The following is a 25,794-nucleotide window of genomic DNA, read 5'->3' on the forward strand; positions in this document are numbered from 1 at the left end:
CGTCGTGCTCGAGAAGGATCTGCTCGGTCCGACCGAATCGGTGGGGCGCCCGCTGATCGAGCTGAGGGGGATCACCCGCAGGTATGCGAACGGGACCACTGCGCTGGCCGGTGTCGACCTCGTCATCGGACCCGGGGAGCGCGTGGCCGTCGTCGGACGCTCCGGCAGCGGGAAGAGCACGTTGCTGAACGTGCTGGGGCTGCTCGACGCCCCCGACGAGGGTGAGGTGCTCATCGACGGGCACCCCGTCGAGTCCGCGCAGGACCGGGTGCGGGCGGAGTGGCGTTCCTCGGAGCTGGGGTTCGTCTTCCAGCGGTCGCACCTGATCCCCGCCCTGAGCGTGCGCGAGAACGTCCTGCTCGGTCTGCGCTACTCGACCGCGTCGCTCGACGACGCCGACCAGGTCGTCACCGACTCGCTGCGCGCGGTGGGGCTCGAGCACAAGGAGCTGGCGCGGGCACGGACACTGTCGGGTGGGGAGATGCAGAGGGTCGCGATCGCACGGACCCTCGCCCGACCGGCCCGCCTGTGGCTGGCCGACGAGCCGACCGGGAACCTCGACTCGGCCCAGTCGCTCGAGATCATCGAGGAGCTCAAGCGTCGCGCCGCGGAGCGTGGAGCGGCGCTCGTCGTGGTCACGCACGAGCCCGACGTCGCTGCGCGGCTCGACCGCGTCGTCACCCTGCGCGACGGCCTCGTCGTGGCCGACAGCGCGGACGTCACGACCTCGCCCCACGGGCCGGACGAGGACCGGGGAGACCTGCCGATGCGTGGTCGCGGGCCGCGGACCCGGCTCACCGCGCGCCTGGCGCGCACCCTGCGGTTCGTGGCGCAGGGCATCACGTCCAACGCCGGGCGGACCGCGAGCGGCACCCTCGCGTCCGCGGTCGCGGTCGCCCTGGCCGTCACGGCGCTGGGGCTCGCGCAGAGCGCGTCAGGACAGGTGACCGAGCTCTTCGACGCGCAACGGGCGACGCAGGTCACCGCGGCGCTGGCCGCGGACGGGACCTCGGACGCCCGATGGCCCGTCCGGGTCGACGCCGTCGCCGAGTTCCCCGGCGTGACCGGAGTCGAGCACTGGCGGTACCGCACGGGGATCCCCGTCGCGAACGGGGCGCTCGCGGCCCTGACGGTCGACCTCGTCGAGGTCGACGAGGCCCCGGGGCCGATCACCGACACCGCCGTGACGTGGGCTCCCGGCGACGACCGCGTCCTCGCCGAGGGCGAGGTGCTGCTGGGCACGGACCTCGCCCGACGGCTCGGTGTCGCACAGCTGGACGTGAGCCCCGAGATCACGGTCCAGGGCGAACCGTTCCGGGTCGTCGGGCTGGTCACCGCGTCGAGGTCCGGCACGGCGACCGGATCGGCCTTCGTCGGCCCGGGGGCGACCGGCGACCTGGCGGCGTCGCTCTCGAGCGAGCTGTTCGTCGAGACGGTCCCGGGTGCCGCGCGGAACGTCGCGGACCGCCTCCACGACCTTGCCGACCCGTTCCAGACCACCCGGATGACCATCCACCCGGTGCTCGAACCGAACGCGTTCCGCGGAGAGCTCCAGGACAGGGTCTCGGCCTCGCTGCAGGTGCTCGCCGTCGTGGCCGCGCTCGCAGGGCTGGTCGGTGTCGTCTTCGTCAACCTCCTGAGCGTGAGCTCCCGCACGGCCGAGCTCGGCGTGCGACGGGCGTTCGGCGCACGACGGAGCGAGCTCGTCACGCTCGTCGTGGGGGAGTGCACCGCGCTCGCCGTCCTCGGCGCGGTCGTCGGTCTCGCAGTCGGTTTCGTGGCGATCATGGTGGTGACCGCGGCCGCCCGGTGGCAGCCGATGTTCGACGAGCGCCTCCTGCTCGTACCCCTCGCCGGCGCGCTCGTCTTCGGGCTCCTCGGCGGACTCCCACCCGCGATCGCCGCCGGCAGGATCGAGCCCGCCGATGCCGTACGGTCGTGACGTGAGCCGCGACAGCGCCGTCGAAGCGGCCTTTGCCGGCATGTACCGAGAGACCTACCCGCACGTCCTGGCCTACCTCCGCCGGCGGGTCGACGACGACGCGGAGGACCTCGCGTCGGAGGTCTACGCCGTGGCGTGGCGCAGCTGGGGTCGCGTCCCGGCCGAGGAGATGCGGCCGTGGCTGTTCGGGGTGGCCCGCAACATCCTGGCGAACGGTCACCGTGCCACGGACCGGCGACGGCGCCTCGAGCTCCGGGTGAGCGGAGAACGTGGGCCGGTGGCCGACGACGGGGCGCTCGCGGACATGTCGATCGACCTCCGCCGCGCCTGGGCCCTCCTCGACGACACGGACCGGGAGGTCCTCTCGCTCGTCTCCTGGGACGGGCTCACCTCGGCCGAGGCCGCTCGGGTCCTGGGTTGCTCGCGCGCCGCCTTTTCGATGCGCCTCACCCGAGCACGCCGACGCCTGCGACGGTCGCTCGACGCGGTCGAGCACGAGCCCGCCTCGAGCGCGAGGTCCGTCCCCGAGCCTCGGCCGGACCCGGGCGCACGCTCGGGCCCCCCACCGCAGCCCCGCCCGGACGACCGCTCGATGCCCACGCTCACCGAAGGGAGACCGTCATGAAAGACCCCTTGGACGACCCGGTCCTGCAGCGGCTCGCGGCCGCGAACCCGGTCCACGTCGTCCCCCTGACCCCGGAGGAGTCGGCTCGGTCGGAAGCGGCCCTGCACCGGATCGTCACGACCCCGCACCAGGTCCGGCGTCGGCGCGCGTCGATGCTGCGCCGATGGGCGACCGTCGTCGCGGCGCTGCTCACGTCCGTCGCGGTGGCCCTGGTCGCCACGACACCGGCCTCTGCGGAACAGGTGCTGCTGGAGGCGGCGGAGAACGCCGCCAAGCAGCAACCCCCCAGCGGGGAGTACCTGTACGTCCGCTCCCAGGCCGAGGACCCGTATTCGTTCCCCTACGAACGCGAGATCTGGTCGTCGAGGGACGACGCGGTGCTGCGTGACGAGGGGGGTGTCTCCTTCATGGCCTTCTCCGACGGCAAGGACACCTTCGACCCGAGCCTCGCGCGGGTCATGGACCTCAACGAGGACGGCGAGACGTCCACGTTCGGGAACGGTGAGTCGATCACGTGGGACGAGCTGGCCGAGCTGCCCACCGAGCCCCGGGCGCTCGAGCGGCGCCTCTCCGAGGGGCTTGCGCCCTCGGGGCACGGAGACGAGTGGGACCTGTGGAAGCAGGTGGTGGGACTCCTGCTGGAGAGCCCGGCCTCTCCTGATCTCCGCCGCGCGCTCTGGCAGGTCCTCGCTGCCGCCCCGGGCACCGAGCTGCTCGGGGCGATGACGGACTCCGCCGGTCGTCCGGCGACGGGCATCGAAGCGGACTTCACGCAGGAGGTCGGAGAGCGCGAGGTACTGCTCCTCGACCCGAGCGACGGCACGCTCCTGGAATCACGGACATACGCCGACGGCACGCTCGCCCACCGCATGACCGTGCTCGAGAGGGGCTACCGGGACGTCGCCCCGGACGTCGAGCCCTACCACTGCGGGCCTGGTTCGGTCCCGTACGTCTCGTGCTGACGACGGCCAGGGTCGGTGCTTGCCCGACCGATCATGCCCCCACGGGCGACACGATCCAGTAGCCGCCCAGCGCCGCTGCGCCGACCGTCACGAGCAGGAACACGCCGACCCACACGATCCCCGGGATACCCGTGAGGCGCGCGAGCATGTCGGCGTCGGACTGGCGGGCCTTGCCGCGGCTGCGCGAGACCTGCAGCTCGAGGACGGGGCGGACGGCCCCCAGCAGCAGGAACCACGTGACGGCGTACGCGACCGCGCTCTGCACGGGCGGGGTCGCGGCCCAGGACACGAGCACGAGCGCGACGCCGCTCACGAGCACGGACCACAGCCCGAACCAGTTGCGGATCTGCAGGAGCATGAGGGTCAGCAGCAGCACGAGGAGCCACAGCAGCCCGACGGCGTAGCCCGCCCTGAGCAGCGCGGCCGCCCCGAGGCCCACGAGGCCAGGGCCGACGTACCCCATGAAGGCCGTGAGGACCATGCCGAACCCGCGTGGCTTGCCGTACGAGACCGTGAGGCCCGACGTGTCGGAGTGCAGGCGGATGCCGCTCAGGCGCCGGCCCGTGAGGAGTGCCGCCAGGGCGTGCGCACCCTCGTGCGCGATCGTCACGACGTGCCGCGCGACGCGCCACACGGGCGTGAAGACCACGACGATCAGGGCCGCGAGCGACATCGAGAGCACGATCGCGGAGGCCGGCGCGGGCACCGGCGTGGTGGCGGCCGACCAGATCTGACCGATGACGTCGCCCACTGAGCTCATGAAGTCCACGGGCGACATTCCACCACGGTCACATGTGCGGTGGGTGAGAGGTACGGACGGGGCCGTGGGGAGGTGAGAGTCCGGTGAGGGATGTGGAGACGTCGATCACCATCGACGCACGCACGCTCCAATCATGAGAGGATCAGGATCGTGGCTGCGCATCTCTGCGCGCCCAGCGTCGTGGAGTTCCCTGGATTTCTTGCGGCGAACCCCGACCCTACGCCCGAGAGGCAAACCCTTGAACAACCCCATTCGTGCTGCCGTGCGCCCGAACGCCGCAGCCCCCCGCACCAATCAGTCGCAGGGACAGCAGTCCCGCGACACCAACCGCCCGGCTCGCGACGACCGGGCCCGCCCGGCCCGCGACGAGCGTGACAGCCGTGACTCCCGTCCCGCCAAGGTGACCCGCGACGGTCGCCCCGTCCGTGAGCGCGACTCGCGCGACGGCCGCGGCGCCGGCCAGGGCCGCCCCGCCGGCGGCAACCGTGAGCAGCGGGCTCCTCGTGAGCAGCGTGAGCAGCGTCCCGCCCCGGTCCGCTCGTCGGTCCCGACCGTCGTCCCCGAGGGCACGACCTTCGCGGACTTCGGGATCCCGACCACGGTGGTCCGCGAGCTCTCCAGCCAGGGCATCGAGTCGCCGTTCCCCATCCAGGTCGCCTCGCTCCCGGACACGCTCAAGGGCCGCGACGTCCTGGGCCGTGGCCGCACGGGCTCGGGCAAGACCCTCGCGTTCTCGCTGCCGGTCGTCACGCGCCTGTCCCAGTCGGACACGCGCCGCGCTGCCCGCCGGCCCCGCGCCCTGGTCCTGTGCCCGACGCGTGAGCTCGCGAACCAGATCAACGCCGTCATGGAGCCGCTCGCGAAGGCCCTCGGCCTGAACACGACGACCATCTTCGGTGGCGTCGCGCAGAGCCGCCAGGTCAGCGCGCTCAACGCGGGCGTCGACATCGTCATCGCCTGCCCGGGGCGCCTCGAGGACCTGCTCAACCAGCGTGTCCTGTCGCTCGACGGCATCGAGATCACGGTCCTCGACGAGGCCGACCACATGGCCGACCTGGGCTTCCTGCCCGGCGTCAAGCGCATCATGGACAAGACCCCGACGCGCGGCCAGCGCCTGCTGTTCTCCGCGACGCTCGACAACGGCGTGGACCAGCTCGTCAAGCGGTACCTGAGCAACCCGGTGAGCCACTCGGTGGACTCGGCCGAGTCGCCCGTCTCCAACATGACGCACCACATCTTCGCGGTCCGTGACGCGGACGCGAAGAAGGACGTCGTGCAGCAGCTCGCGTCGGGCACGGGTCGTCGTGTCCTGTTCACGCGCACCAAGCACCAGGCCAAGAAGCTCGCGAAGCAGCTCACGGCCCAGGGCATCCCGTCGGTCGACCTGCACGGAAACCTCGGTCAGGGCGCGCGCGAGCGCAACCTCGAGGCGTTCTCGAACGGTTCGGTCCGCGTGCTCGTCGCGACCGACATCGCGGCGCGCGGCATCCACGTCGACGAGATCGAGCTGGTCGTGCACGTCGACCCGCCGGCCGAGCACAAGGCGTACCTCCACCGTTCGGGCCGTACGGCTCGTGCCGGTTCCGAGGGCGTCGTCGTGACCGTCATGCTCCCCGAGCAGCGCAGCGACGTGAAGGACCTGACCCGCAAGGCGAAGATCACGGCGCAGCCGCAGTCGGTCGCCCCGGGTGACGCGGCGATCACGTCGCTCGTCGGCGACGTCGCCGAGTACGTGCGCCCCGCGGACATCACGCCGCCGCAAACGCAGGCCCGTCGTGGCACGCCGTCGCGCAACGGTGGGACGCGTGCGACGCGGACGTCGGCCCCGGCCAAGTCCGCAGGCCCGACGGCGCAGCGCGCCCAGGGTGGTCGCGGCCAGTCGGCACAGGGCGGCGAGGGCGGCGCCGGTGCGCAGGCTCGTCGTCGTGGCGGCCGCGGTCGCGCGCAGCGCGGTGGCGGCTCGGCGACGGTGTACTCGTCGTCGTCGTACTGACCCTTCGCTGAACGGCCTGGTCCTTCGCTGACCGGCCGGCGGGAGCTTCTCGCCGGCCGTGCTGAACGACCGAGCAGGGCCCCGGCGGTGATCCTCGGATCGCCGCCGGGGCCTTCTGCGTCCCGTCGCGGACCACGGGAACACCTGAGGACCGGTGACGGTTGTCGCTGTCGGAGGTGGAGCATGACCAACGAGACCCACGACACGACCGGCAACCTGTTCTCGCAGAAGGTGTACCCGGTCGCCAAGCCCGAGGCCCAGTGGCGCGAGGAGCTGGCCCCCGACGAGTACGCGGTGCTGCGGCAGGCCGGCACCGAGCGGCCCTGGACGGGCGAGCTCCTGGACGAGAAGCGCGAGGGGATCTACCGGTGCCGGGCGTGCGGCCACGAGCTGTTCCGTTCGGAGACCAAGTTCGACTCGCACTGCGGGTGGCCGAGCTTCTACGCGCCCAAGGAGTCGGACGCGGTCGAGCTCATCCAGGACCGCAGCCACGGCATGGTCCGTACCGAGGTGCGGTGCGCGAGCTGCGGCTCGCACCTGGGGCACGTGTTCGACGACGCGCCCCAGACCCCGACGGGCGACCGGTTCTGCATGAACAGCCTCAGCCTGACGTTCGAGGACGCCGAGGCCTGAGCCGTCCCGGCCACCGCGTGTCAGAGCGGGCGTGACCCCCGGGCCACGCCCGCTCTGGCGTCCGCGAGCACGTCGAACCCGACCGCGAGCAGTACGCCCAGCAGGTAGAGCAGCAGGTCGCGCGCGCTGAACGTGCTCCCGAGCACCCACGCGGCCGCAGGCACGACGTCCAGCACGGCACCCACCACGGGCGCCGCCTGGAGGGCCTCGACGAGCCAGCACCACGTGAGCACCACGGCCCCCGCGACCCACGGTCGCACCCGAGGAGCCACGAGCACGAGCGCCGCGTAGACCGCGACCGCGTACAGCAGGTCCCCGACCACGTCACCGACGGGGTCGGGGACCTGCGTCGTCACCACGAGGCCCAGGGCGACCACGGCCGTGAGGACGGCCAGGACGCGAGGGCGGCTGCGCCGTCGGGCAGCACGCGGCGCGGACCCCCGCCGTGCCGCCGGCGACGCGTCCGACGGGCCCGTCATCTCAGCGCGTCGCCTGCCACCGCACGACGTCCTCCGAGTAGCGGTGCAGCAGGCCCGCGAGGGCCGCGACGTCGTCGGGGGACCAGTCGCTCAGCGCCTGCGAGATCGAGTCGACGCGGCGCTCGTGCGTGGTCCGCAGCAGCGTCGCGCCCTCCTCGGTGAGGGTGATGATCTGGCCGCGGGAGTCGTCGGGGTCCACCTCGCGGCACACCATCCCCACGGACTCGAGCCGGGCGAGCTGGCGCGAGATGGTCGCGCGCCCCACGCCGAACTGCTGCGCGAGGTCCGACCCCCGGACGCCCGGGTTCACGGCGATGTGCGCGAGCAGCGGGTACGCGCTGGCGTCGAGGTCGGGGTGGATGCGCTTGGCCATCGCGTTCGCGGACGACCCCGCGCGGCGGGTCAGGACGCGCAGCTCGCGCTCGAGCGCGAACAGGGGCGACTCGTCGCTGGGAGAGGGGGTGGGCGTTGAGGACACAGTCGGCTCCGGCTGGTCGGTCGGCGAGGGCGAGGTCACGGCCCCATCATGGCGTGCAGCGGGGCCGCCGTGGAACAAGCATCCACGACGGCCCCGGGTGAGTTCCGGCAGGTGGTCGGTCAGCGCGAGGCGCTGCCCCCGGCCGTGGCGCCGTCGCGGGCCCCCGCGAGGACCGCCTGCTCGGCGTCGAAGTCGCCCTCGTGCTCCTGCTCGATCTCGTCGGTCAGGTCCGGCAGACCGGCCGCGAGCTCACGCTCGAGGCGCTCGTCGAGCCCCGACTTGGTGCCGAGCGGCACCTCCTTGAGGAACAGCACGCAGACCAGACCGATGACCGCGAGCGGCACTGCCACGAGGAAGATGTCCGCGATCCCGTCGCCGTACGAACGCTCGACGAGGTCACGCATGGGGGCGGGCAGGGTGCTGACGTCGGGCACGGTGCCGCCCGTCGCGTCGGTCGGCACGCCCATCTTGGCCAGGCCGTCCTGGATCGAGGTCGTGACCTTGCTCGCGAGGACCGCGCCCAGGACCGAGACGCCGATCGCGCCGCCCAGGGTGCGGAAGAACGCGACGGTCGAGGTGCCCGCGCCCATCTCGGAGACGTCCAGGGTGTTCTGGACCGCGAGCACGAGGTTCTGCATGAGCATGCCCATGCTCGCGCCCAGGAAGAACAGGTACACGCTGATGAGCACGAAGCTCGTGTGGTAGTCGATCGTCGACAGCGCGAACAGCGACGCGACGAGGAACACGCCGCCCGCGACCATGAACGACTTGTAGCGTCCGGTGCGCGTGATGAGCTGGCCGATGAGCGTCGAGGCGACGAAGGTCCCGACGATCATCGGGATGGTCAGCAGCCCGGACTCGGTCGCGGTCTTGCCGCGCGCGACCTGCATGTACTGGCTGAGGAAGACCGCGGTGCCGAACATCGCGACGCCGACCGCGACGCTCGCGAGGACCGCGAGGACGAACGTGCGGTTCTTGAACAGGTGCAGCGGGATGATGGGCTCGACCGCGCTCTTCTCGACCAGGACGGCCGCGACCAGCGCGAGGACCGAGCCGACGACCATGACGGCGCTCTGCCACGAGACCCACTCGAAGTTGTTGCCCGCGAACGTGACCCACAGCAGCAGGGTCGAGACGCCCACGCTGATGAGCAGCGCGCCCCAGTAGTCGATCGTGACGATGCGGCGGGGGATGGGCGGCAGGTGCAGCGTGCGCTGGAGCACGACGATCGCGGCGATCGCGAACGGCAGGCCCACGAAGAAGTTGAGGCGCCAGCTCACGGTGTCCGTGAGGACACCGCCGAGGAGAGGCCCGCCGATCTGGCTCACGGCCATGATCGCGCCCATGAGGCCCATGTACTTGCCGCGCTCGCGCGGCGAGATGATGTCCGAGATGAGGACCATGGCCAGGGCCATGAGGCCACCGGCGCCGATGCCCTGGAGGGCGCGGAACGCGATGAGCGTGCCGACGTTCTGCGACAGCCCCGCGAGGGCGGCCGCGACCACGGAGATGATCAGCGCGACCTGGATGAGGACCTTGCGGTTCGTCAGGTCGGCGAGCTTGCCCCAGATGGGCGTGGAGATGGTGGTCGTCAGCAGGGTCGCGGTGACGACCCAGGTGAACGACGACTGCGATCCCTCGAGGTCGCTGATGATCTTGGGGAGCGAGCTCGAGACCACGGAGGTCGCGAGGATCGAGACGAACATCCCGAGCAGGATGCCGGACAACGACTCCAGCACCTGCTTCCGGGTCATGGTGGTGGTTGCGCTCATACAGGTCTCACATTCATAGGTCGTGCTTCTTCGTCGAAACGTCGTGGCAAGGCCCGACGGCGGAGGTCGGGCCGGGTGGGCAGGTCGCCCGGGGGAGTGGTCAGGTGCGCGAGAGCGCGTCGGTGAGGCGCTCCAGGTGACGGATCGCCTCCCGGAGGTCCTCGGGCGTCCAGCCCACGAAGGTCTCGGCCGTGCGCCTCATGAGCAGGTCGAACGTCTCCTCGACCTTGGCGTGGCCCGCGGGCGTGAGGGTCACGCTGCGGGCGCGGCGGTCGTCGTCGCAGGCGGTGCGCTCGACGAGGCCCGCCTCGACGAGGTGCGTCACCTGGCGGCTCGCGACCGACAGGTCGACCCGCAGGTGGTGCGCGAGCTCGGTGACCTGGAGCGGGCCGCAGCGCTGGAGCAGCCGGAGCGCTCCGAGCGAGGCCCGGGGGAAGTCGAGCTCGCGCGACAGGCGGGCCGAGACCTCGCGCTGGGCGCGGTTGAGCTCCTCGAGCGCGACCGTGAGCTCCATGACGGGGACGTCGAGGGGCGAGGTCGGGGAGGTGGTGGGGGGTGCTGCGTCGTCGAGGGGGGCGTCGAGCGACGGGCTGGTGGAGAGGGACACGCGAGAGGGCTCCTTAGTTGCTGCAAGCAACGATACTCCGTGGTGGTTGCTGAGGGCAATAGTTGCAGGGGGCATCTTTTGGGGGCGTGGTGGGCGCCGTCGTGGCGACGTGCGCACCTGCGCGAGCCCCGCCGTCGGGCCCGTGCGTACGATCGAGAGGTGAGCGAACAACCGACCCCCACCCACCGCCCGCGCCGCCCCGCGATGCTCGACCCGCGCGACGCCGAGGAGCTGCCCGGGGAGATCGATCCCGCGCTGCGCGACCAGATCGCCCACACGACCGCCGCCGCGATCGTGCACGGCGCCCGCGCGTCCGAGGACCCCGAGGTCGTCGACCGGCTCATCCGCCTCGTCGAGACCGAGGGGCTGGACGTCGTCTCGGGCCTCTGGGCCGACTCGGCCCCCGCGACCCTGCCCGGCGCGCTCTGGCGCCTGTACGTCCTGCGCGAGTGGGTGCGTCGCGACCCCGAGACGGTGACCCTGCGCTACCGGCTCGGCGTCGACGCGGCCCCCGTCCAGGAGGTCGTCGCCGGCGTCGCGAGCCCGCCCGGGCCTCAGGACGTGCGCGAGCTCGCCGACGCCGTGCTCTCGGGCGTGTTCGCGGGCGACCTCGCCGTGGCCCTCGAACGAGCCGCCGCGTTCTGCCGCATCCTCGCCACGGGCGCCGCGTTCGACGCCGACACGCGCGAGGTCGCCGACCCGGGCTCCGCGCTGCGCATGACGCGCGGCGCCTCGTCGCTGCTGCGCACGGCCGAGGAGCTCGAGCATGCCGCCGCGCTCTGGCGGGCCGACAGGCTCGACTGACGCTGCGCCGTCGGGCGCGCGGGCGGTTCCGGTCGGGGCACGCGCGGCGCCCGTGCTCCCGAGGCGTCCCAGGCCTCGCCCGGCCTCTGCTCGGGAGGCGCGGCGGTGCTCGCGCGGTGCCGTCACCAGCCGGTTCGGAGGCTCCGGCCGAGCGGGCGTAGGATGAACGACGACGTCGGGTCGCGGTAGCCCCGGGCTCCAACATCAGCCGCTTCGAGCGGCCTTCGCGCCGACAGGCGCTCCCGGCCCGGCGTCGCCCCCCACCACGACGTGAGCCCCCTTCCGCCCTGCCTCGACAGGGTTCTGGGAGCTGCCGTCAGGCCGCCCGAGCGATTGAACGTTCAGGCGACAGTTCGGTTACATTTGACGGGCGTTAGGGATGCGTTAACGCGCACCTCGAGCGCTCCTCACCACAGCGTCACCTTCCAACAGAACACCTGTGACATCCGGGTGGCGATCGCTCTGAGCGGTCGTCATCTCGCCTGTGAAAACCCCACCAGCGTCCAGCCCTTTCGGAGCCTCCCGTGCGCTTGCGCCTCACCCCGCGCGATACCTCGTTCTTCGACCTTCTCGCTGACTCCGCGCAGCACCTGGTCACCGGGGCAAACCTTCTCGCCGAGCTGCTCGGCGCAGACCGGCCCACCCGCAAGGAGCTCGCCAAGAAGCTGGCAGAGACCGAGCACCTGGCTGACGACGCGACGCACACGATCATGCGACGCCTCAACCAGACGTTCGTCACGCCGTTCGACCGCGACGACATCTACGGCCTCGCCTCCGCGCTCGACGACTGCATGGACTACATGGAGGAGGCCGCGGACCTCATCGTCCTGTACAAGATCGACGAGCTGCCCGCGCGCGTCTCCGAGCAGGTCCAGGTCCTCCAGCGCGCCGCCGAGCTGACCGCAGAGGCCATGCCGCGCCTGCGCTCGCTCAACGACCTCGCCGAGTACTGGGTCGAGGTCAACCGCCTCGAGAACCAGGCCGACAAGATCCACCGCAAGCTCCTCGCCGAGCTCTTCGACAACGTCGCCGACCCGATCCTCCTCATCAAGCTCAAGGAGGTCGTCGAGATCCTCGAGCAGGCCGCCGACGCGTTCGAGAAGGTCGCGAACACCGTCGAGACCATCGCGCTCAAGGAGTCCTGAGCTCCGTGGAATTCGCTCTTGTCGTCCTCGTCGTCGCGCTCGCGCTGAGCTTCGACTACACGAACGGATTCCACGACGCGGCCAACGCGATCGCGACATCCGTCTCGACGCGCGCGCTCACCCCGCGCGCTGCTCTGCTCATGGCCGCGGTCATGAACTTCACCGGCGCCCTGCTCGGGACCGAGGTCGCAGAGACCATCGCGACCTCGATCGTCGACCTCCAGGACGTGCCGTCGCACACCGCCCTGGTCGTGGTGCTGTGCGCCCTGGTCGGGGCCATCGTCTGGAACCTCATCACGTGGTGGTTCGGGCTGCCGTCGTCCTCGACGCACGCGCTGATCGGTGGCCTCGTGGGCGCCGGCCTCGCGGGCGGCCTCGCGATCTACGGCGCCTCGATCGTCGACAAGGTCGTCCTGCCGATGATCTTTTCCCCGATCGTCGGCTTCGGCCTCGCGTTCATCGTCATGGTCGGTCTGCTGTGGGCGTTCCGCCGAGCGGCCCCCTCCAAGACGACGCGCCGCTTCCGTCTCGCGCAGACCGTGTCGGCCGCGGCCATGGCCCTGGGCCACGGCCTGCAGGACGCGCAGAAGACCATGGGTGTCATCTTCATGGCTCTCCTGACCGTCGGCTGGGCCAGCCCCGACGAGGGCATCCCGCTGTGGGTCAAGCTCGCCGCTGCGGCCGCGATCTCGGCCGGGACGTACTCGGGTGGCTGGCGCATCATGCGGACCCTGGGTCGCAAGATCATCGAGCTCGACCCGGCGCGCGGTTTCGTCGCTGAGTCGGTCTCCGCGATCGTGCTCTACGTCAACGCGTTCGCGCTGCACGCACCGGTCTCCACGACGCACACCATCACGTCCGCGATCATGGGCGTCGGCGCGACCAAGCGCCTGTCCGCGGTGCGCTGGGGCGTGGCCAAGAACATCGGTATCGCGTGGGTCCTGACCATCCCGGCAGCCGCGCTCGTGGCCGCGATCATGTACTGGATCCTGTCGCCGATCCTGCTCTGAGGCTCCGCCTCGCCCGTGCGTGTCGCCAGGACCAGCGTGACCGTGAGGTCACGCTGGTCCTGCTCTATCCGGGGGGATCTGTTGTCAGAAGTGAGCCGGGGGATACCCGGGTGTGCTTCTGACAGCTTTGTTGGTGATGGGGCCTGACCGACGTGCTCTGCTTGGTTGTCAGAACTGAGCCGGGGGATACCCCGGTGTGCTTCTGACAACTACGCGGAATCCTCATGCCCTGCCGGCCCGAGATGGTGCCGGAGGATGTCGTAGACCCGGTCCGGCTCCAGCCGGACGGCGCCAGCGGGGACCCGGACGACGATGTCCCGCCTGCTCGCGTCGAGCTCGGCCGTGCGCAGCAGGTCCTCGTACCAGCGGTCCGGGTCGCTGTGGCCGATCCCGTCGACCTCGACGACCAACCGACGCCCGTCGCGGAGCCGCCACTCGGCGTCGAGGTAGCGCTGGCGTCCCTGCGAGTCCTTGCGTCGCGCCTGTCGTTCAGGGGCGGGTAGGTCGCGTTCGCGGCAGAACCTGATGAAGTCGATCTCGGCCAAGGACTGTGAGCCGCCGGCGATGTCGACGAGCGAGGTGCGCATGATGCTCCGGAAGCGGACAGCGCCCACCCGATCGAGCTGTTCGAAGAGCTCGTCGGTCGTGGCCAGCCCTTGCTGCACCGTGGCGGCGAGCAGTCCGACAGCGGTGCGTGGGTGGCGCTGCCACGCGGCTGCGTCGACCGCGGCACGCTGTGCTGTGTGGACGGGGAGGCCGAGGAACGGGCGGATGTCCTCGGGCGCCGGACGGCGAGACTCGTGGACGACGACGGCGGGGACGCGTGGGGGCCGCGCCCCACGAGCGACGACGATGTGGATCCCCGGCCGAGTCCAGCCCGTCAGCCCGCGCATCGACAGTGCGGACCACGAGCCGATGGCGACCGTCCCCTGTGCGCTCAGCACCGCGATCCACCGCCGGGCCGGCTCGGTGACAGGGCCGTTGTGAAGCAGCACGACGTCGCGGGTTGCGAGCGTCCACCGTCTCGCTGCCAGCTGTGCCCTCACGTGGTCCCAGGAGACGCCCAACCCCCGCAGCTGCGTCCGGGTCACCACTCCCTCCTGGTAGTGGTTGATCCGGTGCAGGCCCGGGACTGACTCCAACGCGTCCGACGTTCCGCTCATGACGGGGATTCTTGGTGTCCGCGACGTCGGGCGTCAGAGGGCCACCGTCGTCTGTGGACAGAGGACGCTGGGAGTGTGCGGTGCATGCCGTCGGATGGTGCGCTTCCGTCGCCGCCGGTTGTCAGAGTTTCCCCGGGGTATAGCGCGGCTCAGTTCTGACCACGGGAGCGGGGTGAGCCAGGGGGTATTTGGTTGCTCTGCCCCTCGGCGTGAGTCGTCAGAGTTTCCCCGGGGTATGGCCCGGCTCAGTTCTGACAACAAGCGGTGGCTGTCACAGGTGCTTGGGTCTCGACCCCAGCCTCCGAGTCCAGCGAGCCCAGCCCACCGAGCCCCCGAGCGCCTGCGCCTTCGAATCGATGAGCTCCCGGGTCCCCGAGCTCCCGGGTCCCCGAGCTCCCGGGTCCCCGAGCTCCCGGGTCCCGAGCTCCCGAGCCCCAAGTCCAGAGGCGTCAGAGCGAGCCCACGCTCCAGGTCATCCAGGCTTCGCCACGGCGACCGAGCTCACCACCACCGGCCCGCCTCAATGCAGCGGCGGCGCGACCTTCTCCGCCGCGAGGACCCTCGGCCCCTTGGGCGTGTCCGCGACGTGCGCCACGAGCATCTCGCCCGGCTCCAGGAAGGGGTCCCGGGTCGGCAGGGCGTTCGCCACGGGGCGGCGCGAGTGCTGCCCCAGGACGTCGAGCACCGTGGGCAGCACGGGCCTGTGCGTGCAGAGCACGGTCGACCGCTCGGACTCGAGCAGCTCCCGCACCGTGCGGGCGACGCGCGAGGGCGACCGCTCGTGCTGGGCCTCGGACAGGTGGTCGATCGAGATCGTCTCGAGCCCGGCCGCCTGCGCGTAGGGCGCGATCGTCTGCGCGCACCGGTCCCACCGGCTCGTGACCACGGTGTTGACCCCGTAGGCAGCCAGCACCGGGACCAGTGCGACGGACTGAGCGTGGCCCGCGGGCGTGAGCGGCCGGTCCTGCTCGGCCCCGTGCCACGCGGCCCGGGTCACGGCCTTGCCGTGCCGGGCGATCACGACCACTCGGGTCGAGAGGCGACCGTGCGTGTACTCCTCGACGAGGGCGGCGAGCGGCCCGCGGTCGGCCTTGCGCGTCACGCGGCGCGCAGCCTCCTCGACACCGAGCCACTCGGTCGCGTCGATCTCGTCGGGCGACACGGGAGGCACGGGGGCGCGCGCGGCGAGCGGTCCGGCGTCGCGCACACGCTTGGCCTGCTGCGCGGCCCAGTAGTGCACGCGCTTGACCCGGCCCTCGGGCGTCAGGTACTGCAGGCCGGGCAGCGGGACACCGAGGATCACGGGCTTGCCGGTCTCCTCGGCCACCTCGCGCACGGCTGCGGTCTGGAACGTCTCGCCCGGGTCGAGCTTGCCCTTGGGCCACGACCAGTCGTCGTAGCGGGGCCGGTGCACGAGCCGTACCTGCAGCTCGCCGTCGCGCACGCGCCACACGAGCCCGCCGGCCGACTCGATCACGGGGGCGTGCGGGACGTGGGTGGGGCCGAGGGTGTCCACGAGCGGGGCGAACGAGGACGGAGAGCTCATTGACCCATGCCCAGACGACGGCGTTGTCGGGTGATGAGGGTGGACTGGATGTCGGTCAACGGGCCGTCGGGTCCGGTCGCGTGCCGCACCCACGTCCCGTCCGCCTGCAGGTGCCACGACGCGGTGCCGCTGTCCATCGAGATGTCGATGAGGTCGAGCAGGTTCGTGATCTGGTCGGGGTCGACGAGCCGCACGAGCGTCTCGACACGGCGGTCGAGGTTGCGGTGCATGAGGTCGGCCGACCCGATGAAGACCTCGGGGCCGGACTCGGGACCGTCGGCGATGGCCGGGCCGCCCGAGTTGGCGAACGCGAAGATGCGCGAGTGCTCGAGGAACCGGCCCAGGATGGACCGCACCCGGATGTTCTCGCTGAGCCCCGGCACCCCGGGGCGGATCGCGCAGATCCCGCGGACCACGAGATCGACCTTCACGCCGGCCTGCGATGCCCGGTAGAGGGCGTCGATGATGGTCTCGTCGACGACCGAGTTGACCTTGAACTTGACCCACGCCTCGCGGCCTTCGCGGGCCGCGACGGCCTCGCGCTCGATCCGTTCGACGAGGCCCGAGCGCACCGAGCGGGGCGCGACGAGCAGGCGGTGGAACCTCGACTGGGGCGCGTAGCCGCTCAGCTGGTTGAACAGGCGCGTGAGGTCCTGGCCGACCTCGGGGTCCGCGGTCAGCAGCCCGAGGTCCGTGTAGAGGCGCGCGGTCTTGGGGTTGTAGTTGCCCGTGCCGACGTGGCAGTAGCGCACGAGCCCCTCGGGCTCCTGGCGGACCACGAGCGAGAGCTTGCAGTGCGTCTTGAGGCCGACGATCCCGTACACGACGTGCACGCCCGCCTGCTCGAGCTTGCGCGCCCAGGAGATGTTGGCCTGCTCGTCGAAGCGTGCCTTGATCTCGACGAGCGCGAGGACCTGCTTGCCGGCCTCGGCCGCGTCGATCAGGGCGTCGACGATCGGCGAGTCGCCCGACGTCCGGTACAGCGTCTGCTTGATCGCGAGCACGTTGGGGTCCGCGGCGGCCTGCTGGAGGAACGTCTGGACCGAGGTCGAGAACGAGTCGTACGGGTGGTGCAGCAGGATGTCGCGCTCGCGGATCGCCGCGAACACGTCGGTCGGGTTGGCGCTCTCCACCTCGGCGAGGAAGCGGTGCGTGGTCGGCACGAACCGCGGGTAGTGCAGGTCGGCGCGGTCCAGGTCGGCGATGAGGTTGAGGCCCGTGAAGTCGAGCGGCGCGGGCAGCTTGTAGACCTCGTCGTCCGCGACGTCGAGCTCGCGCACGAGCAGCTGGCGGATGCGGGGGCTGATCCCGTCCGCGATCTCGAGGCGCACGGGCGGCCCGAACCGCCGACGCAGCAGCTCCTTCTCCATGGCCTGGAGGAGGTTCTCGGCGTCGTCCTCCTCGACCTCGACGTCCTCGTTGCGGGTCACGCGGAACGTGTGGTGCTCGCGCACCTCCATGCCCGGGAAGAGGTGGTCGAGGTGCTGGGAGATGACGTCCTCGAGCGGCACGAACGACGTGGGGCCCTTGTCGGGGTCTGCGGCCTGCGTGCTGGGTGCGGACGGGCGGCCCCGCGAGTCGACCGCGATGAAGCGCGGCAGCAGCGGCGGCACCTTGACGCGCGCGAAGTGCTCCTTGCCCGTCGTCGGGTTGACCACGACGACGGCGAGGTTGAGCGAGAGCCCCGAGATGTACGGGAAGGGGTGCGCGGGGTCCACGGCCAGGGGCGTGAGCACGGGGAAGATCTGCTTGCGGAAGAACTTGTGCAGGCGCTCCTGCTCGCGCGTGTCGAGCTCCTCCCAGCGCAGCAGCGAGATGCCCTCGGTCGCGAGCGCGGGCTGCACCTGGTCGGCGAACACCGCGGCGTGGCGGGCCATGAGCTCGTGCGCGCGCTCGCTGATCGCGTCGAGCACCTGGCGCGGGGTGAGCCCGGAGGCGGCCGTGACGGCGAGCCCGGTCGCGATGCGTCGCTTGAGGCCGGCGACCCGGACCATGAAGAACTCGTCGAGGTTCGACGCGAAGATCGCGAGGTAGCGCACGCGCTCCAGCAGGGGCTGGTTGTCGTCCTCGGCGAGCTCGAGCACGCGCTGGTTGAACGCGAGCCAGCTCAGCTCGCGGTCGGCGAAGCGGTCGGCGGGCAGGGGCTCGGCACTGAGCACCTCCAGGTCGACGGTCCCGGTGACGGGCTCCTCCTCGGCGATGTGCTCGGCGATGTGCGCCGCGAGCTCGGGGTCGAGGGCGGGCCGGGGACGGGCGTCGCGAGGAGCCTCCGGCTGCTGGTCCGGGCGCGCGGGGGTCCGGACGCTGGGACGGACGGTGGAGTCGGTCATGGCTTCATGGTGGCATCACTCGGTGAACTTTGGGTGACGGGATGCACAGTCGGCGGGCCGTACTGCACGTCCACGGTGTCCTTGCCGAAGCCCGCTCCGAGGTAGGTGCGGGTCGCGGCGGCGTTGTCGCCGTCGACGTAGAGGACCGCGCGCTCGAGGCCCTGGCCCGCGAGGTGCGCGAGCCCGACGGCGGTCAGCACCTTCCCGAGTCCCTGGCCCTGGGCGTCGGGGTCGACGCCGACGACGTAGATCTCGCCCTCGCGCGTCGCCCCGGCAGGTGACACGGACGGGTCCGTCGGCACCTTGGTCCACAGGAACCCGGCGAGCGAGCCGTCCTCGCGCTCGAGCAGGAAGAAGCCCTCGGGGTCGAACCAGTCCTCGGCGACCCGGGCGTCGAGGTCTGCCTGGGCCAGGCGGCCCTGCTCGGGGTGATGCGCGAACGCGCGCGCGTTGACGCGGAGCCACGCTGCGTCGTCGGTCCCGGGGCGGAACGTGCGCAGCCGCAGGCCCGCCGGGACCTCGGGGCGCTCCCACGTGCCGGAGCGCAGGTCGAGGCCCATCTTCCACAGCTCGCGCACCACGACGAGCCCCGCGTCGGCCGCGAACGCGCGCGCAGCGGGCAGGTCGCCGTGCGCCCACACGTGCAGCGTGCGGCCGTGCTGGCCGGGCTCGCCCGAGCGGGCGGGCAAGGTCGCGTCGCGCTGCGCGGTGCGCAGCAGCATGCGGCCGGTCCGACGGCGGCGCGCGGCCGGGTGCACCACGAGCTCGGCGCTCGCGACGTCGCCCCCGCGGTCGATCTGCGCGTACCCCGTGACGGTTCCTGCGTCGTCGAACGTGACGACGTGCGTGAGGTCCTCGTCGTCGACGCCGAGGCGCAGGAGCGGCTGCTCGGAGAGGGGAGCGACACCGTCGGACTCGTGCGCGGCGGCGGCCAGGGCGCGGACCTCGTCCGCGGTGGCCGGGTCGAGCGGGCCGATCTCGAGGGGGGAGTGCATGGCTCCATCCCATCACGACGGGCGCACGGTCACCGACTCATCGGGTCCGGTCGCTCACGGCTGCGCGAGGTGCTCCGAGACGAACTCCAGCCCGTACGGCAGGCCCGCGTGGACCATGGCCCACGTGTGTCCCTGGCCGGGCTCCTCGCGCAGCCCGACGGTCTGACCCCGTGCGGTGAGCGCGGCGGCGAGCCGGCGGTTGGCCTCGCGGTCGAACCGCGGGGCCTCGGTCCCGCCGTCGAGGAAGACCGCGACGGGCGCGGTGAAGTCCATGGTCGGGAGGTAGTGGCTGGGCGAGTTCGCGTCGAACTCCTCCTGCGTCGCGAGCATCGCGCGCCCGCCGTCGCCCGGGTCGCCGTAGGGCTCGAGGGCCATGATCGCGCTGAACGTGTCGAGGTGGCGCAGGCCCAGGTTGAGCGCGCAGAACCCGCCCGACGACGCCCCGCCGATCGCTCGGTGGTCCCGGTCCGGGACCGTCGGGAAGCTCTTGTCGACCCACGGGATCACGACGTCGGTCACGTAGGTCTCGACCTGCGCGCCGCCCGTCGTCGAGTCCAGGCACTCGGTGTCGCGCGGTGAGGGGCCGGTCCCGTTGACGTCGACCGCGACGAGGATCATGGGCTGGACGAGCTGCGCCTCGAGCAGCGTGTCCATGACGTTGGCGCTGTCTGCCGCCGCGAACCAGTCGCTCGGTTGGCCGGGGCTGCCGTGGAACAGGTAGACGACGGGGTAGCGGGTCGGGGCCGACGGGTCGAAGCCCGGCGGCGTGTAGACCCACGTGGTGCCGTCGGCCATGCGCAGGTCCGGGGCCGGCAGCGGCGTCGAGGTCACCGATCCCGCCGCCGACGAGCCCGCGCGCTCCGAGGGCTTGTCGCGATGGCTCGGCGGTGGGTCGACGATCCCCCAGCCCGCCATCGTGGTGCGGAACGCCGCGGCGTTGGGGACGTAGCCCGCGTACGCGTTGACCGCGACCGTCACGGACAGGACCACGAGGAGCCCCGACGCGACCGTCCCGGCCCAGGCGCGCCACGCGCCGCGGCGGCCGGGCCTCGCGCTGTCACCGCGACCGGCGTCCGCGCTGCCGCCGCTGTCCTCGGTGCCGACGGCGCTGCGCGACGCCCGACGTCGCCGGTCCCGCACCACGAGCCCGGCGACCAGGACCGCGGCGGCCGCGAGCAGCCCGGCCGTCCACCAGGACGACACCCAGTCGCTGCGTCCCGCGAGCTCGCGCAGCACGGAGGGCGGCAGGGTCGGGGCGGTGTCGGGCTCGGGCAACGGGGCCGCGCCGGCCAGCAAGGACGCACCCGGCAGGGCTGCGCCGGGAAGGACGTGGAACGGGCTCACCCTCCCAGGGTGCCCGCCGCGCACAGGTTCCACCGGGCGAACGCCCAGGTGGCCGCCAAGGTGCACGGGACGTTCACGGACGTTCACGACGTGTCCCCACGCCCGTCGCTGCGCTGTGCGGCGCGTCACGGTCACGGGCCGGATGAGTCCCGCAGCCCGCGCGGTTGGTACGGGTGTGAGCACCTCGTCCGCACCGGCACTTCCGGCACTGCCTTTCGAGCAGCCGCAGCCCGTCGAGCAGTCCCAGCGCGTGCAGTCGTCGGCGGCCCAGCCCGTCGACGTCGACGTCCTCGTGGTGGGCGCGGGGCAGGCCGGGCTCTCGGTCGCCTACCACCTGCGGCGGCGGGGCTTCGTGCCGCTCGGCCTCGACGGGCTCCCGTCGGCCGGGCCCGACGACGGAGCCTCCCCGGGGGACCAGCGCACCTTCGTGGTGCTCGACGGGGCGCCCGCGCCGGGTGGCGCGTGGCAGTTCCGCTGGCCGTCGCTCACCATGGCGCAGACGCACGCGGTGCACGACCTGCCCGGCCTTGCCCTGGACCCGGGCGACCCGCGCGAGAGCGCGAGCACCGCCGTCGGGCGGTACTTCGGGGCGTACGAGCAGGTCAACGACCTGCGCGTGCTGCGGCCCGTCGGCGTGCGCGAGGTGCGCGACGACCCCAGGTCGGGCGCGCTGCTGGTCGAGGCGACCACGCCCGACGGGCCCGTGACCTGGCGCGCGCGGACGCTCGTGAACGCGACCGGGACGTGGACCAAGCCGTTCTGGCCCTGGTACCCGGGGCGCGAGTCGTTCGCGGGCCGGCAGCTGCACACGCACGACTTCGGCGCGGCCGAGGACTTCGCGGGCCGCCGCGTGGTCGTGGTCGGCGGCGGTGCGTCCGCGACGCAGTTCTTGCTCCAGATCGCGCCGCACGCGGCCTCGACCACGTGGGTCACGCGCCGCGAGCCCGTGTGGGTCGGCGGTCCGTTCGACGAGGACCGGGGGCGCGACGCGGTCGCGCTCGTCGACGAGCGCACGCGCGCGGGCCTCGCGCCGGAGAGCGTCGTGTCCGTCACGGGCCTGCCGCTCACGCCTGTGTACGAGGCGGGGATCGCCTCGGGCGTCCTGCGGCGCCTGCCCATGTTCTCGCGCGTGGTGCCCGACGGCGTCGCGTGGGACCCGGGAGTCCGTCCCGACGGCGTGACGCACCAGGGCGCGGACGTGATCCTGTGGGCCACGGGCTTCCGGGCCGCGCTCGACCACCTCGGGCCGTTGGGGCTGCGTGGGCCCGGCGGCGGGATCGTCATGGACGGGCCGACCGTGGTCGCCGACCCCCGCGTCCAGCTCGTCGGGTACGGGCCGAGCGCGTCGACGATCGGGGCGAACCGGGCCGGCCGGGAGGCGGTGCGGTCGGTGCTGCGGTTGCTCGACGGTGCGGCGACGAGGGGGCCGAGTCGGCTGGTGGTGCCGGTGGAACCGAGTGGGTCGGTGGTGCCGGGGCCGGCGTGAGCCTGCCTGCGCCGGCGGACCCTCGTGCCCTGACTGCACGACCCGGTCGTTCGAAGAGATGGGTTGTCAGAAGTGAGCCGGGGTATACCCCGGTGTGGTTCTGACAACTCAGCGAGGGTGAGGGCGCCGATACGCTTCCGGGGTGACTCCTGAAAGCCTCCCCGGACCCGACGACCTCCCCGCCGGGGCCTCGGCAGGTGGACCGACCGGCCCCCCGGTCGACGTCCCCGTCGACCGCATCCAGCGACGGACCGTCACGGTCCTCGCGGCGAGCCAGGTCTTCGGCGGGATCGGGGTCGCGACCGGCATCTCGGTGAGCTCGCTCATCGCGTCCGAGCTCTCGGGCTCCGACGCGATCGCTGGCCTCGCGCAGACCACGGCCGTCGTGGGGGCCGCGATCGTCGCGCTCCCGCTCTCGCGCCTCGCCGAGCGCCACGGCCGACGGCGGTCGCTCACGTCCGGATACGTCGTCGCCCTCCTCGGAGCGGCCCTCGCAGCGACCGCGACCCTGCTCCAGACGTGGCCGCTGCTGCTCGCCGGCATGCTGCTGTTCGGCGCGGGCTCCGCGACGGGCCTCGCCTCGCGGTTCACCGCGACCGACCTGGCCCGGCCCGCACGCCGGGCGACCGACCTGTCGGTCGTGATCTGGGCGACGACGATCGGTTCGGTGCTCGGTCCGAACCTCGCCGGAGCGACCGAGAAGCTCGGCCTCCTGCCCGGCCCGGTCGGGGAGCACGGCACGCACGGCACGTCGGCAGCCCCCCTGCTCGTCGCAGCCCTGGCGTTCGCCGCGGCCGCCGCGTCCGTCTGGCTCCTGCTGCGCCCCGACCCGCTGCACGTGGCGGCAGCGCGGGCCGCCGCGAGCTCGTCCGAGGAGGCCGCCGCCCGTGCCGGGACGCCCGCGACCGGTGCCGACGCTGCCGGGGAGGCTGCGCCGTCGGGCACCGTGGACGCACCGCCCGAGGCGGACATGGTCGCCGCGCCGACCCCCGCGCGCCCCGGCTTCCGCGCCGGGCTCGCGGCCGGGTGGGCCGTGATCCGCGCGTCGGCCACGGCGCAGCTCGCGCTCGTCGCGATCGTCGTGAGCCACCTCGTGATGGTCGGGCTCATGTCCATGACCCCCGTGCACATGGGGCACGGCGGCGCGAGCCTCCAGGTCATCGGGATCGTCATCAGCGCGCACATCGCCGGCATGTACGTGCTCAGCCCGGTGATCGGGTGGGCTGCGGACCGGATCGGGCACGCGCGCGTCCTCGCGGTGGGCGGGATGATCCTGCTCGCGTCGGCCGTGGTCGTCGCGGGCGCGCCGAGCGACGACTCGGCGCGGCTCACGGTCGGGCTCGTGCTGCTGGGCGTGGGCTGGTCGTGCGGGCTCGTCGCCGGCTCGGCGCTGCTCATCGACGCGACCCCCGCGGCGGACCGGACCCAGGTCCAGGGGCTCTCGGACTTCGCGATGAACCTCGGCGGCGCGCTCGGCGGGGTGCTCGCGGGGATCGTCATCGCGGTCTCGTCGTACGGCGCGCTCGCGTGGGGCGCCGCGGTGCTGCTCGTCGCGTACCTCGTGCTGGTCGCGGGGCGGCTCCTGCGCGCGCCGCGCATCGCGGTCTGAGGCGCTGCGCGTCGGGGGCCAGGTCGTCCGGGACTCCGGAACCGCGGGGAGTCGTGAGCGCGGCAGGGAGGTGCTCGGGGCGCCCTTGCCCCGGGCGGTCAGGACCAGCGTGGTGCACAGGCGTCGCTCGTCCTGATGTACGTGGTCGGCCGTGCTGTGGGCACGTCGTGTCAGGACGAGCCGGAACCCGAGGGCTCCCCGGTCCTGACAGGACCCGTCAGCGTGCGCCGAGCTGCTTGTAGAAGATCGTCGTCGACACGAGCGCGCCGCCCGCGACCTTGGCGAACCCCGGGATGGCGCCGACCTCGGACCAGCCCCACCTGCGGTACAGCGACTCGGCGAGGCTGCCCGTCTCGGTGTCGAGCGTCAGGAGCGAGAGCCGCTCGGCCTTCGCGAAGCGCTCGATCGTGGCCATGAGCCCCGGCGCGAACTTGTTGCCGCGCGCCTGGCGGTGGACCAGGAGCTTGACGACCTCTGCGCGGTGGGCGCCGTTGGCCTTGGACGTCAGGGCGAGCGACGCGGTCGCCACGATCCGACCCGCGTCGTCACGCCCGACCCACGTCCGGTGGTCCGGGTCCGCCAGGAACGCCGACCACCACGCCGTCGCCTGCTCCTTGGTCGGGGCCTTGACCCAGCCGACGCTCGCGCCGCCCTGGACGCAGTCGATGAGAACGTCCGCGAGGCACGACAGGTCGGCCGTCCGCGCGGCGAGGCTGTCGAGGAGCGAGAGGCCGGCGGCCGGTGCTGCTGCCGGGCTCGGTCGGCCGGGGACACCCGGGCGACCCGACCGGACGGTGGTCCCGGCGGTCCCGCCGCGGGCGTTCGAGGAGACGAGTGCGCCACCACCGGGCGCGGGGAAGGTGAGGGGTTCGATCCGCATGGCCGTCACGGTAGCCACGGTGCGTTTCGGCCCCGTGAACGGCAGGGACTCTCCCCGTGTCGGAGGGTGTGAGTCCGAGGTCACGTCCGATCCGACGGCTCGTCACCGCGCGCAGCGCGCACTGCGCGGGAAGACTGGGGGTCGACCTTCAGGAGGCCCCGTGTTCCTCAGCCTGCTCGCCGCCGTCGCCGCCGCGATCGGCTACGGCGTCAGTACCGTCATGCAGGCCGTCGCGGCCCGCCGCGCGCAGGGGCTCGCCGTGGTGCGGCAGCCGCTCGTGATCCTCGCGTTCACTGTCGACCTCGTCGCGTGGCTGTTCTCGCTCGTCGCGCTCGACCACCTGCCCCTGTTCGTGGTCCAGGCCGTGCTCGCGAGCTCGCTCGTCGTGACGGTCCTGCTCGCGAGGGTGTTCCTGTCGGTGCCCATGCGGCGGATCGACGTCGCGGCCATGACGGCCATCGTGGCCGCGCTCGTGGTGCTGGGGATCGCGGGCGGGGAGCAGCCCGCGCCCGTGCCGCCCGACTGGTTCACGCCCGTGCTCATCGGGGTCGCCGCGGGTCTCGCGGTCGTCGCGCTGATCTTCTACAAGGCCGGGACGCCGGTGCTGCTCGCCGTGATCGGGGCCCTCGGCTACTCGGGGGCGGCCGTCGCGGCGCGAGGCGCGCACGCGTCGGGGGACATCTGGGACACGATCTTCCAGCCGCTCGCGATCGCGATCGTGCTGTTCGGGGTCGTGGGGGCGCTCGCGTACCTGCGCTCGCTCGAGCGCGGCAAGGTCGGGACGAACGCCGCGATCCTGTCGGTCGTCGAGGTCGTGGTCCCGGGGGCTGTCGGCATCGCGGTGCTCGGGGACACGATCCGCTCGGGCTGGGACCCGGCGGTCGCCGTCGCGGCTCTCGTCGCGCTCGCGGGCTGCGTGGTCCTCGCGACGAGCCCCGCGAACGAGGCGGCCGAGTCGGGGGAGGCGAGCGACGGCGTCGGGCCGTCGAAGGACGAGGCGGCCGAGCCGGCGTAGGGGGCTCTTGTCGAGGCCCGCGGGCGAGGCCACGAGGCCCGACGGCGGAGCGCACCACGTGCGGTGAGCGCGCCTCGTGGGCGGGGCCGAGTTGTCAGAACGTGGCCGGGGAATGGCCCGGTGTGGTTCTGACAACTCAACGGGCCTGCCAGGTCCCCGACGGCGGAGCGCACCACGTGAGGTGCCCTCGGTCGAGGCACATCAGTCCTCTGGCCC

General features: G+C 72.6%; 22 protein-coding genes. 11 read left to right on the plus strand and 11 right to left on the minus strand.

Annotated elements, in window-relative coordinates; all coding sequences use genetic code 11:
- Positions 1 to 4 precede the first annotated feature (4 nt).
- Genes ASE15_RS08895 through ASE15_RS08905 form a run of 3 tightly spaced genes read left to right on the plus strand, consistent with a single transcriptional unit; the run spans position 5 to position 3,529 of the window.
- The gene (locus ASE15_RS08895; RefSeq protein ID WP_056762846.1) at positions 5 to 1,942 is read left to right on the plus strand and encodes an ATP-binding cassette domain-containing protein; all 1,938 of its coding nucleotides are present in this window, start codon (positions 5 to 7) and stop codon (positions 1,940 to 1,942) included.
- A gap of 1 nt (position 1,943) precedes the next feature.
- Entirely contained in the window at positions 1,944 to 2,567 is a 624-nt protein-coding gene (locus tag ASE15_RS08900) for an RNA polymerase sigma factor (RefSeq protein ID WP_200960531.1), read from the plus strand.
- Entirely contained in the window at positions 2,564 to 3,529 is a 966-nt protein-coding gene (locus ASE15_RS08905; protein WP_157277188.1) for a CU044_5270 family protein, read from the plus strand. Before ASE15_RS08900 ends, ASE15_RS08905 begins: the two co-directional genes overlap by 4 nt.
- A gap of 31 nt (positions 3,530 to 3,560) precedes the next feature.
- Here the strand turns inward: ASE15_RS08905 and ASE15_RS08910 are convergent, their stop codons facing one another.
- Positions 3,561 to 4,307, minus strand: coding sequence for a M50 family metallopeptidase (locus tag ASE15_RS08910; protein WP_056649170.1), 747 nt, complete (start codon positions 4,305 to 4,307; stop codon positions 3,561 to 3,563).
- Between the two features lie 583 nt (positions 4,308 to 4,890).
- Between ASE15_RS08910 and ASE15_RS08915 the strand changes: the two genes are divergently transcribed.
- Complete coding sequence (locus ASE15_RS08915) at positions 4,891 to 6,282, plus strand: DEAD/DEAH box helicase (protein WP_331709583.1); 1,392 nt, start codon at positions 4,891 to 4,893, stop codon at positions 6,280 to 6,282.
- 183 nt (positions 6,283 to 6,465) lie between these two features.
- A complete protein-coding gene (gene msrB / locus ASE15_RS08920) occupies positions 6,466 to 6,915 on the plus strand; it encodes a peptide-methionine (R)-S-oxide reductase MsrB (RefSeq protein WP_056762856.1) in 450 nt (149 codons plus the stop codon).
- A 20-nt stretch (positions 6,916 to 6,935) separates the two neighbouring features.
- On the opposite strand, the gene ASE15_RS08925 is transcribed toward msrB, so the two are convergent.
- The 4 genes from ASE15_RS08925 to ASE15_RS08940 form a co-directional block, all read right to left on the minus strand.
- On the minus strand, positions 6,936 to 7,394 hold the full coding sequence (locus tag ASE15_RS08925; RefSeq protein ID WP_056762858.1) for a DUF2809 domain-containing protein: 459 nt from the start codon (positions 7,392 to 7,394) through the stop codon (positions 6,936 to 6,938).
- A gap of 1 nt (position 7,395) precedes the next feature.
- On the minus strand, positions 7,396 to 7,872 hold the full coding sequence (locus ASE15_RS08930; protein WP_056649879.1) for a MarR family winged helix-turn-helix transcriptional regulator: 477 nt from the start codon (positions 7,870 to 7,872) through the stop codon (positions 7,396 to 7,398).
- Between the two features lie 119 nt (positions 7,873 to 7,991).
- Positions 7,992 to 9,644: an MDR family MFS transporter gene (locus ASE15_RS08935; protein ID WP_082608759.1), complete on the minus strand. Its 1,653-nt coding sequence runs from the start codon at positions 9,642 to 9,644 to the stop codon at positions 7,992 to 7,994.
- Between the two features lie 100 nt (positions 9,645 to 9,744).
- Complete coding sequence (locus ASE15_RS08940; RefSeq protein WP_056649178.1) at positions 9,745 to 10,251, minus strand: MarR family winged helix-turn-helix transcriptional regulator; 507 nt, start codon at positions 10,249 to 10,251, stop codon at positions 9,745 to 9,747.
- A 204-nt stretch (positions 10,252 to 10,455) separates the two neighbouring features.
- On the opposite strand from ASE15_RS08940, the gene ASE15_RS08945 reads away from it, so the two are divergent.
- The 3 genes from ASE15_RS08945 (at position 10,456) to ASE15_RS08955 (ending at position 13,210) form a co-directional block, all read left to right on the plus strand.
- Positions 10,456 to 11,055: a hypothetical protein gene (locus ASE15_RS08945; protein WP_056649184.1), complete on the plus strand. Its 600-nt coding sequence runs from the start codon at positions 10,456 to 10,458 to the stop codon at positions 11,053 to 11,055.
- Between the two features lie 524 nt (positions 11,056 to 11,579).
- Positions 11,580 to 12,200 carry a DUF47 domain-containing protein gene (locus ASE15_RS08950; protein WP_056649187.1) on the plus strand — a complete coding sequence of 207 codons (621 nt, stop codon included), beginning with the start codon at positions 11,580 to 11,582 and terminating at the stop codon, positions 12,198 to 12,200.
- Positions 12,201 to 12,205: 5 nt separating this feature from the next.
- A complete protein-coding gene (locus tag ASE15_RS08955; protein ID WP_056649191.1) occupies positions 12,206 to 13,210 on the plus strand; it encodes an inorganic phosphate transporter in 1,005 nt (334 codons plus the stop codon).
- 209 nt (positions 13,211 to 13,419) lie between these two features.
- On the opposite strand, the gene ASE15_RS08960 is transcribed toward ASE15_RS08955, so the two are convergent.
- From ASE15_RS08960 to ASE15_RS08980, 5 genes are all read right to left on the minus strand, one after another.
- The gene (locus tag ASE15_RS08960; RefSeq protein ID WP_056762861.1) at positions 13,420 to 14,373 is read right to left on the minus strand and encodes a hypothetical protein; all 954 of its coding nucleotides are present in this window, start codon (positions 14,371 to 14,373) and stop codon (positions 13,420 to 13,422) included.
- Between the two features lie 520 nt (positions 14,374 to 14,893).
- Entirely contained in the window at positions 14,894 to 15,919 is a 1,026-nt protein-coding gene (locus tag ASE15_RS08965; RefSeq protein WP_082618328.1) for an NUDIX hydrolase, read from the minus strand.
- Positions 15,916 to 18,249 (minus strand): RNA degradosome polyphosphate kinase, encoded by a 2,334-nt coding sequence (locus ASE15_RS08970; protein WP_082618329.1) that lies wholly within the window; start codon positions 18,247 to 18,249, stop codon positions 15,916 to 15,918. Before ASE15_RS08970 ends, ASE15_RS08965 begins: the two co-directional genes overlap by 4 nt.
- Positions 18,246 to 19,244: a mycothiol synthase gene (gene mshD, locus ASE15_RS08975; RefSeq protein ID WP_056762865.1), complete on the minus strand. Its 999-nt coding sequence runs from the start codon at positions 19,242 to 19,244 to the stop codon at positions 18,246 to 18,248. Before mshD ends, ASE15_RS08970 begins: the two co-directional genes overlap by 4 nt.
- 54 nt (positions 19,245 to 19,298) lie before the next feature.
- Positions 19,299 to 20,588 carry an esterase family protein gene (locus tag ASE15_RS08980; RefSeq protein WP_056762868.1) on the minus strand — a complete coding sequence of 430 codons (1,290 nt, stop codon included), beginning with the start codon at positions 20,586 to 20,588 and terminating at the stop codon, positions 19,299 to 19,301.
- A 175-nt stretch (positions 20,589 to 20,763) separates the two neighbouring features.
- On the opposite strand from ASE15_RS08980, the gene ASE15_RS08985 reads away from it, so the two are divergent.
- Together ASE15_RS08985 and ASE15_RS08990 are read left to right on the plus strand one after the other, a co-directional pair.
- Positions 20,764 to 22,074 carry an NAD(P)-binding domain-containing protein gene (locus tag ASE15_RS08985; RefSeq protein ID WP_235534296.1) on the plus strand — a complete coding sequence of 437 codons (1,311 nt, stop codon included), beginning with the start codon at positions 20,764 to 20,766 and terminating at the stop codon, positions 22,072 to 22,074.
- Between the two features lie 142 nt (positions 22,075 to 22,216).
- The gene (locus ASE15_RS08990) at positions 22,217 to 23,683 is read left to right on the plus strand and encodes an MFS transporter (protein ID WP_056762872.1); all 1,467 of its coding nucleotides are present in this window, start codon (positions 22,217 to 22,219) and stop codon (positions 23,681 to 23,683) included.
- Positions 23,684 to 23,900: 217 nt separating this feature from the next.
- Here ASE15_RS08990 and ASE15_RS08995 read toward each other — a convergent pair whose 3' ends face one another.
- Positions 23,901 to 24,563, minus strand: a complete 663-nt coding sequence (locus ASE15_RS08995; RefSeq protein WP_082608822.1) for a GNAT family N-acetyltransferase — start codon at positions 24,561 to 24,563, stop codon at positions 23,901 to 23,903.
- Positions 24,564 to 24,723: 160 nt separating this feature from the next.
- Between ASE15_RS08995 and ASE15_RS09000 the strand changes: the two genes are divergently transcribed.
- On the plus strand, positions 24,724 to 25,578 hold the full coding sequence (locus ASE15_RS09000) for a hypothetical protein (RefSeq protein WP_056649205.1): 855 nt from the start codon (positions 24,724 to 24,726) through the stop codon (positions 25,576 to 25,578).
- The last annotated feature ends 216 nt before the right edge of the window (positions 25,579 to 25,794 follow it).

The organism is Oerskovia sp. Root22 (genome assembly GCF_001429135.1).
Taxonomy (GTDB): Bacteria; Actinomycetota; Actinomycetes; order Actinomycetales; family Cellulomonadaceae; genus Oerskovia; species Oerskovia enterophila.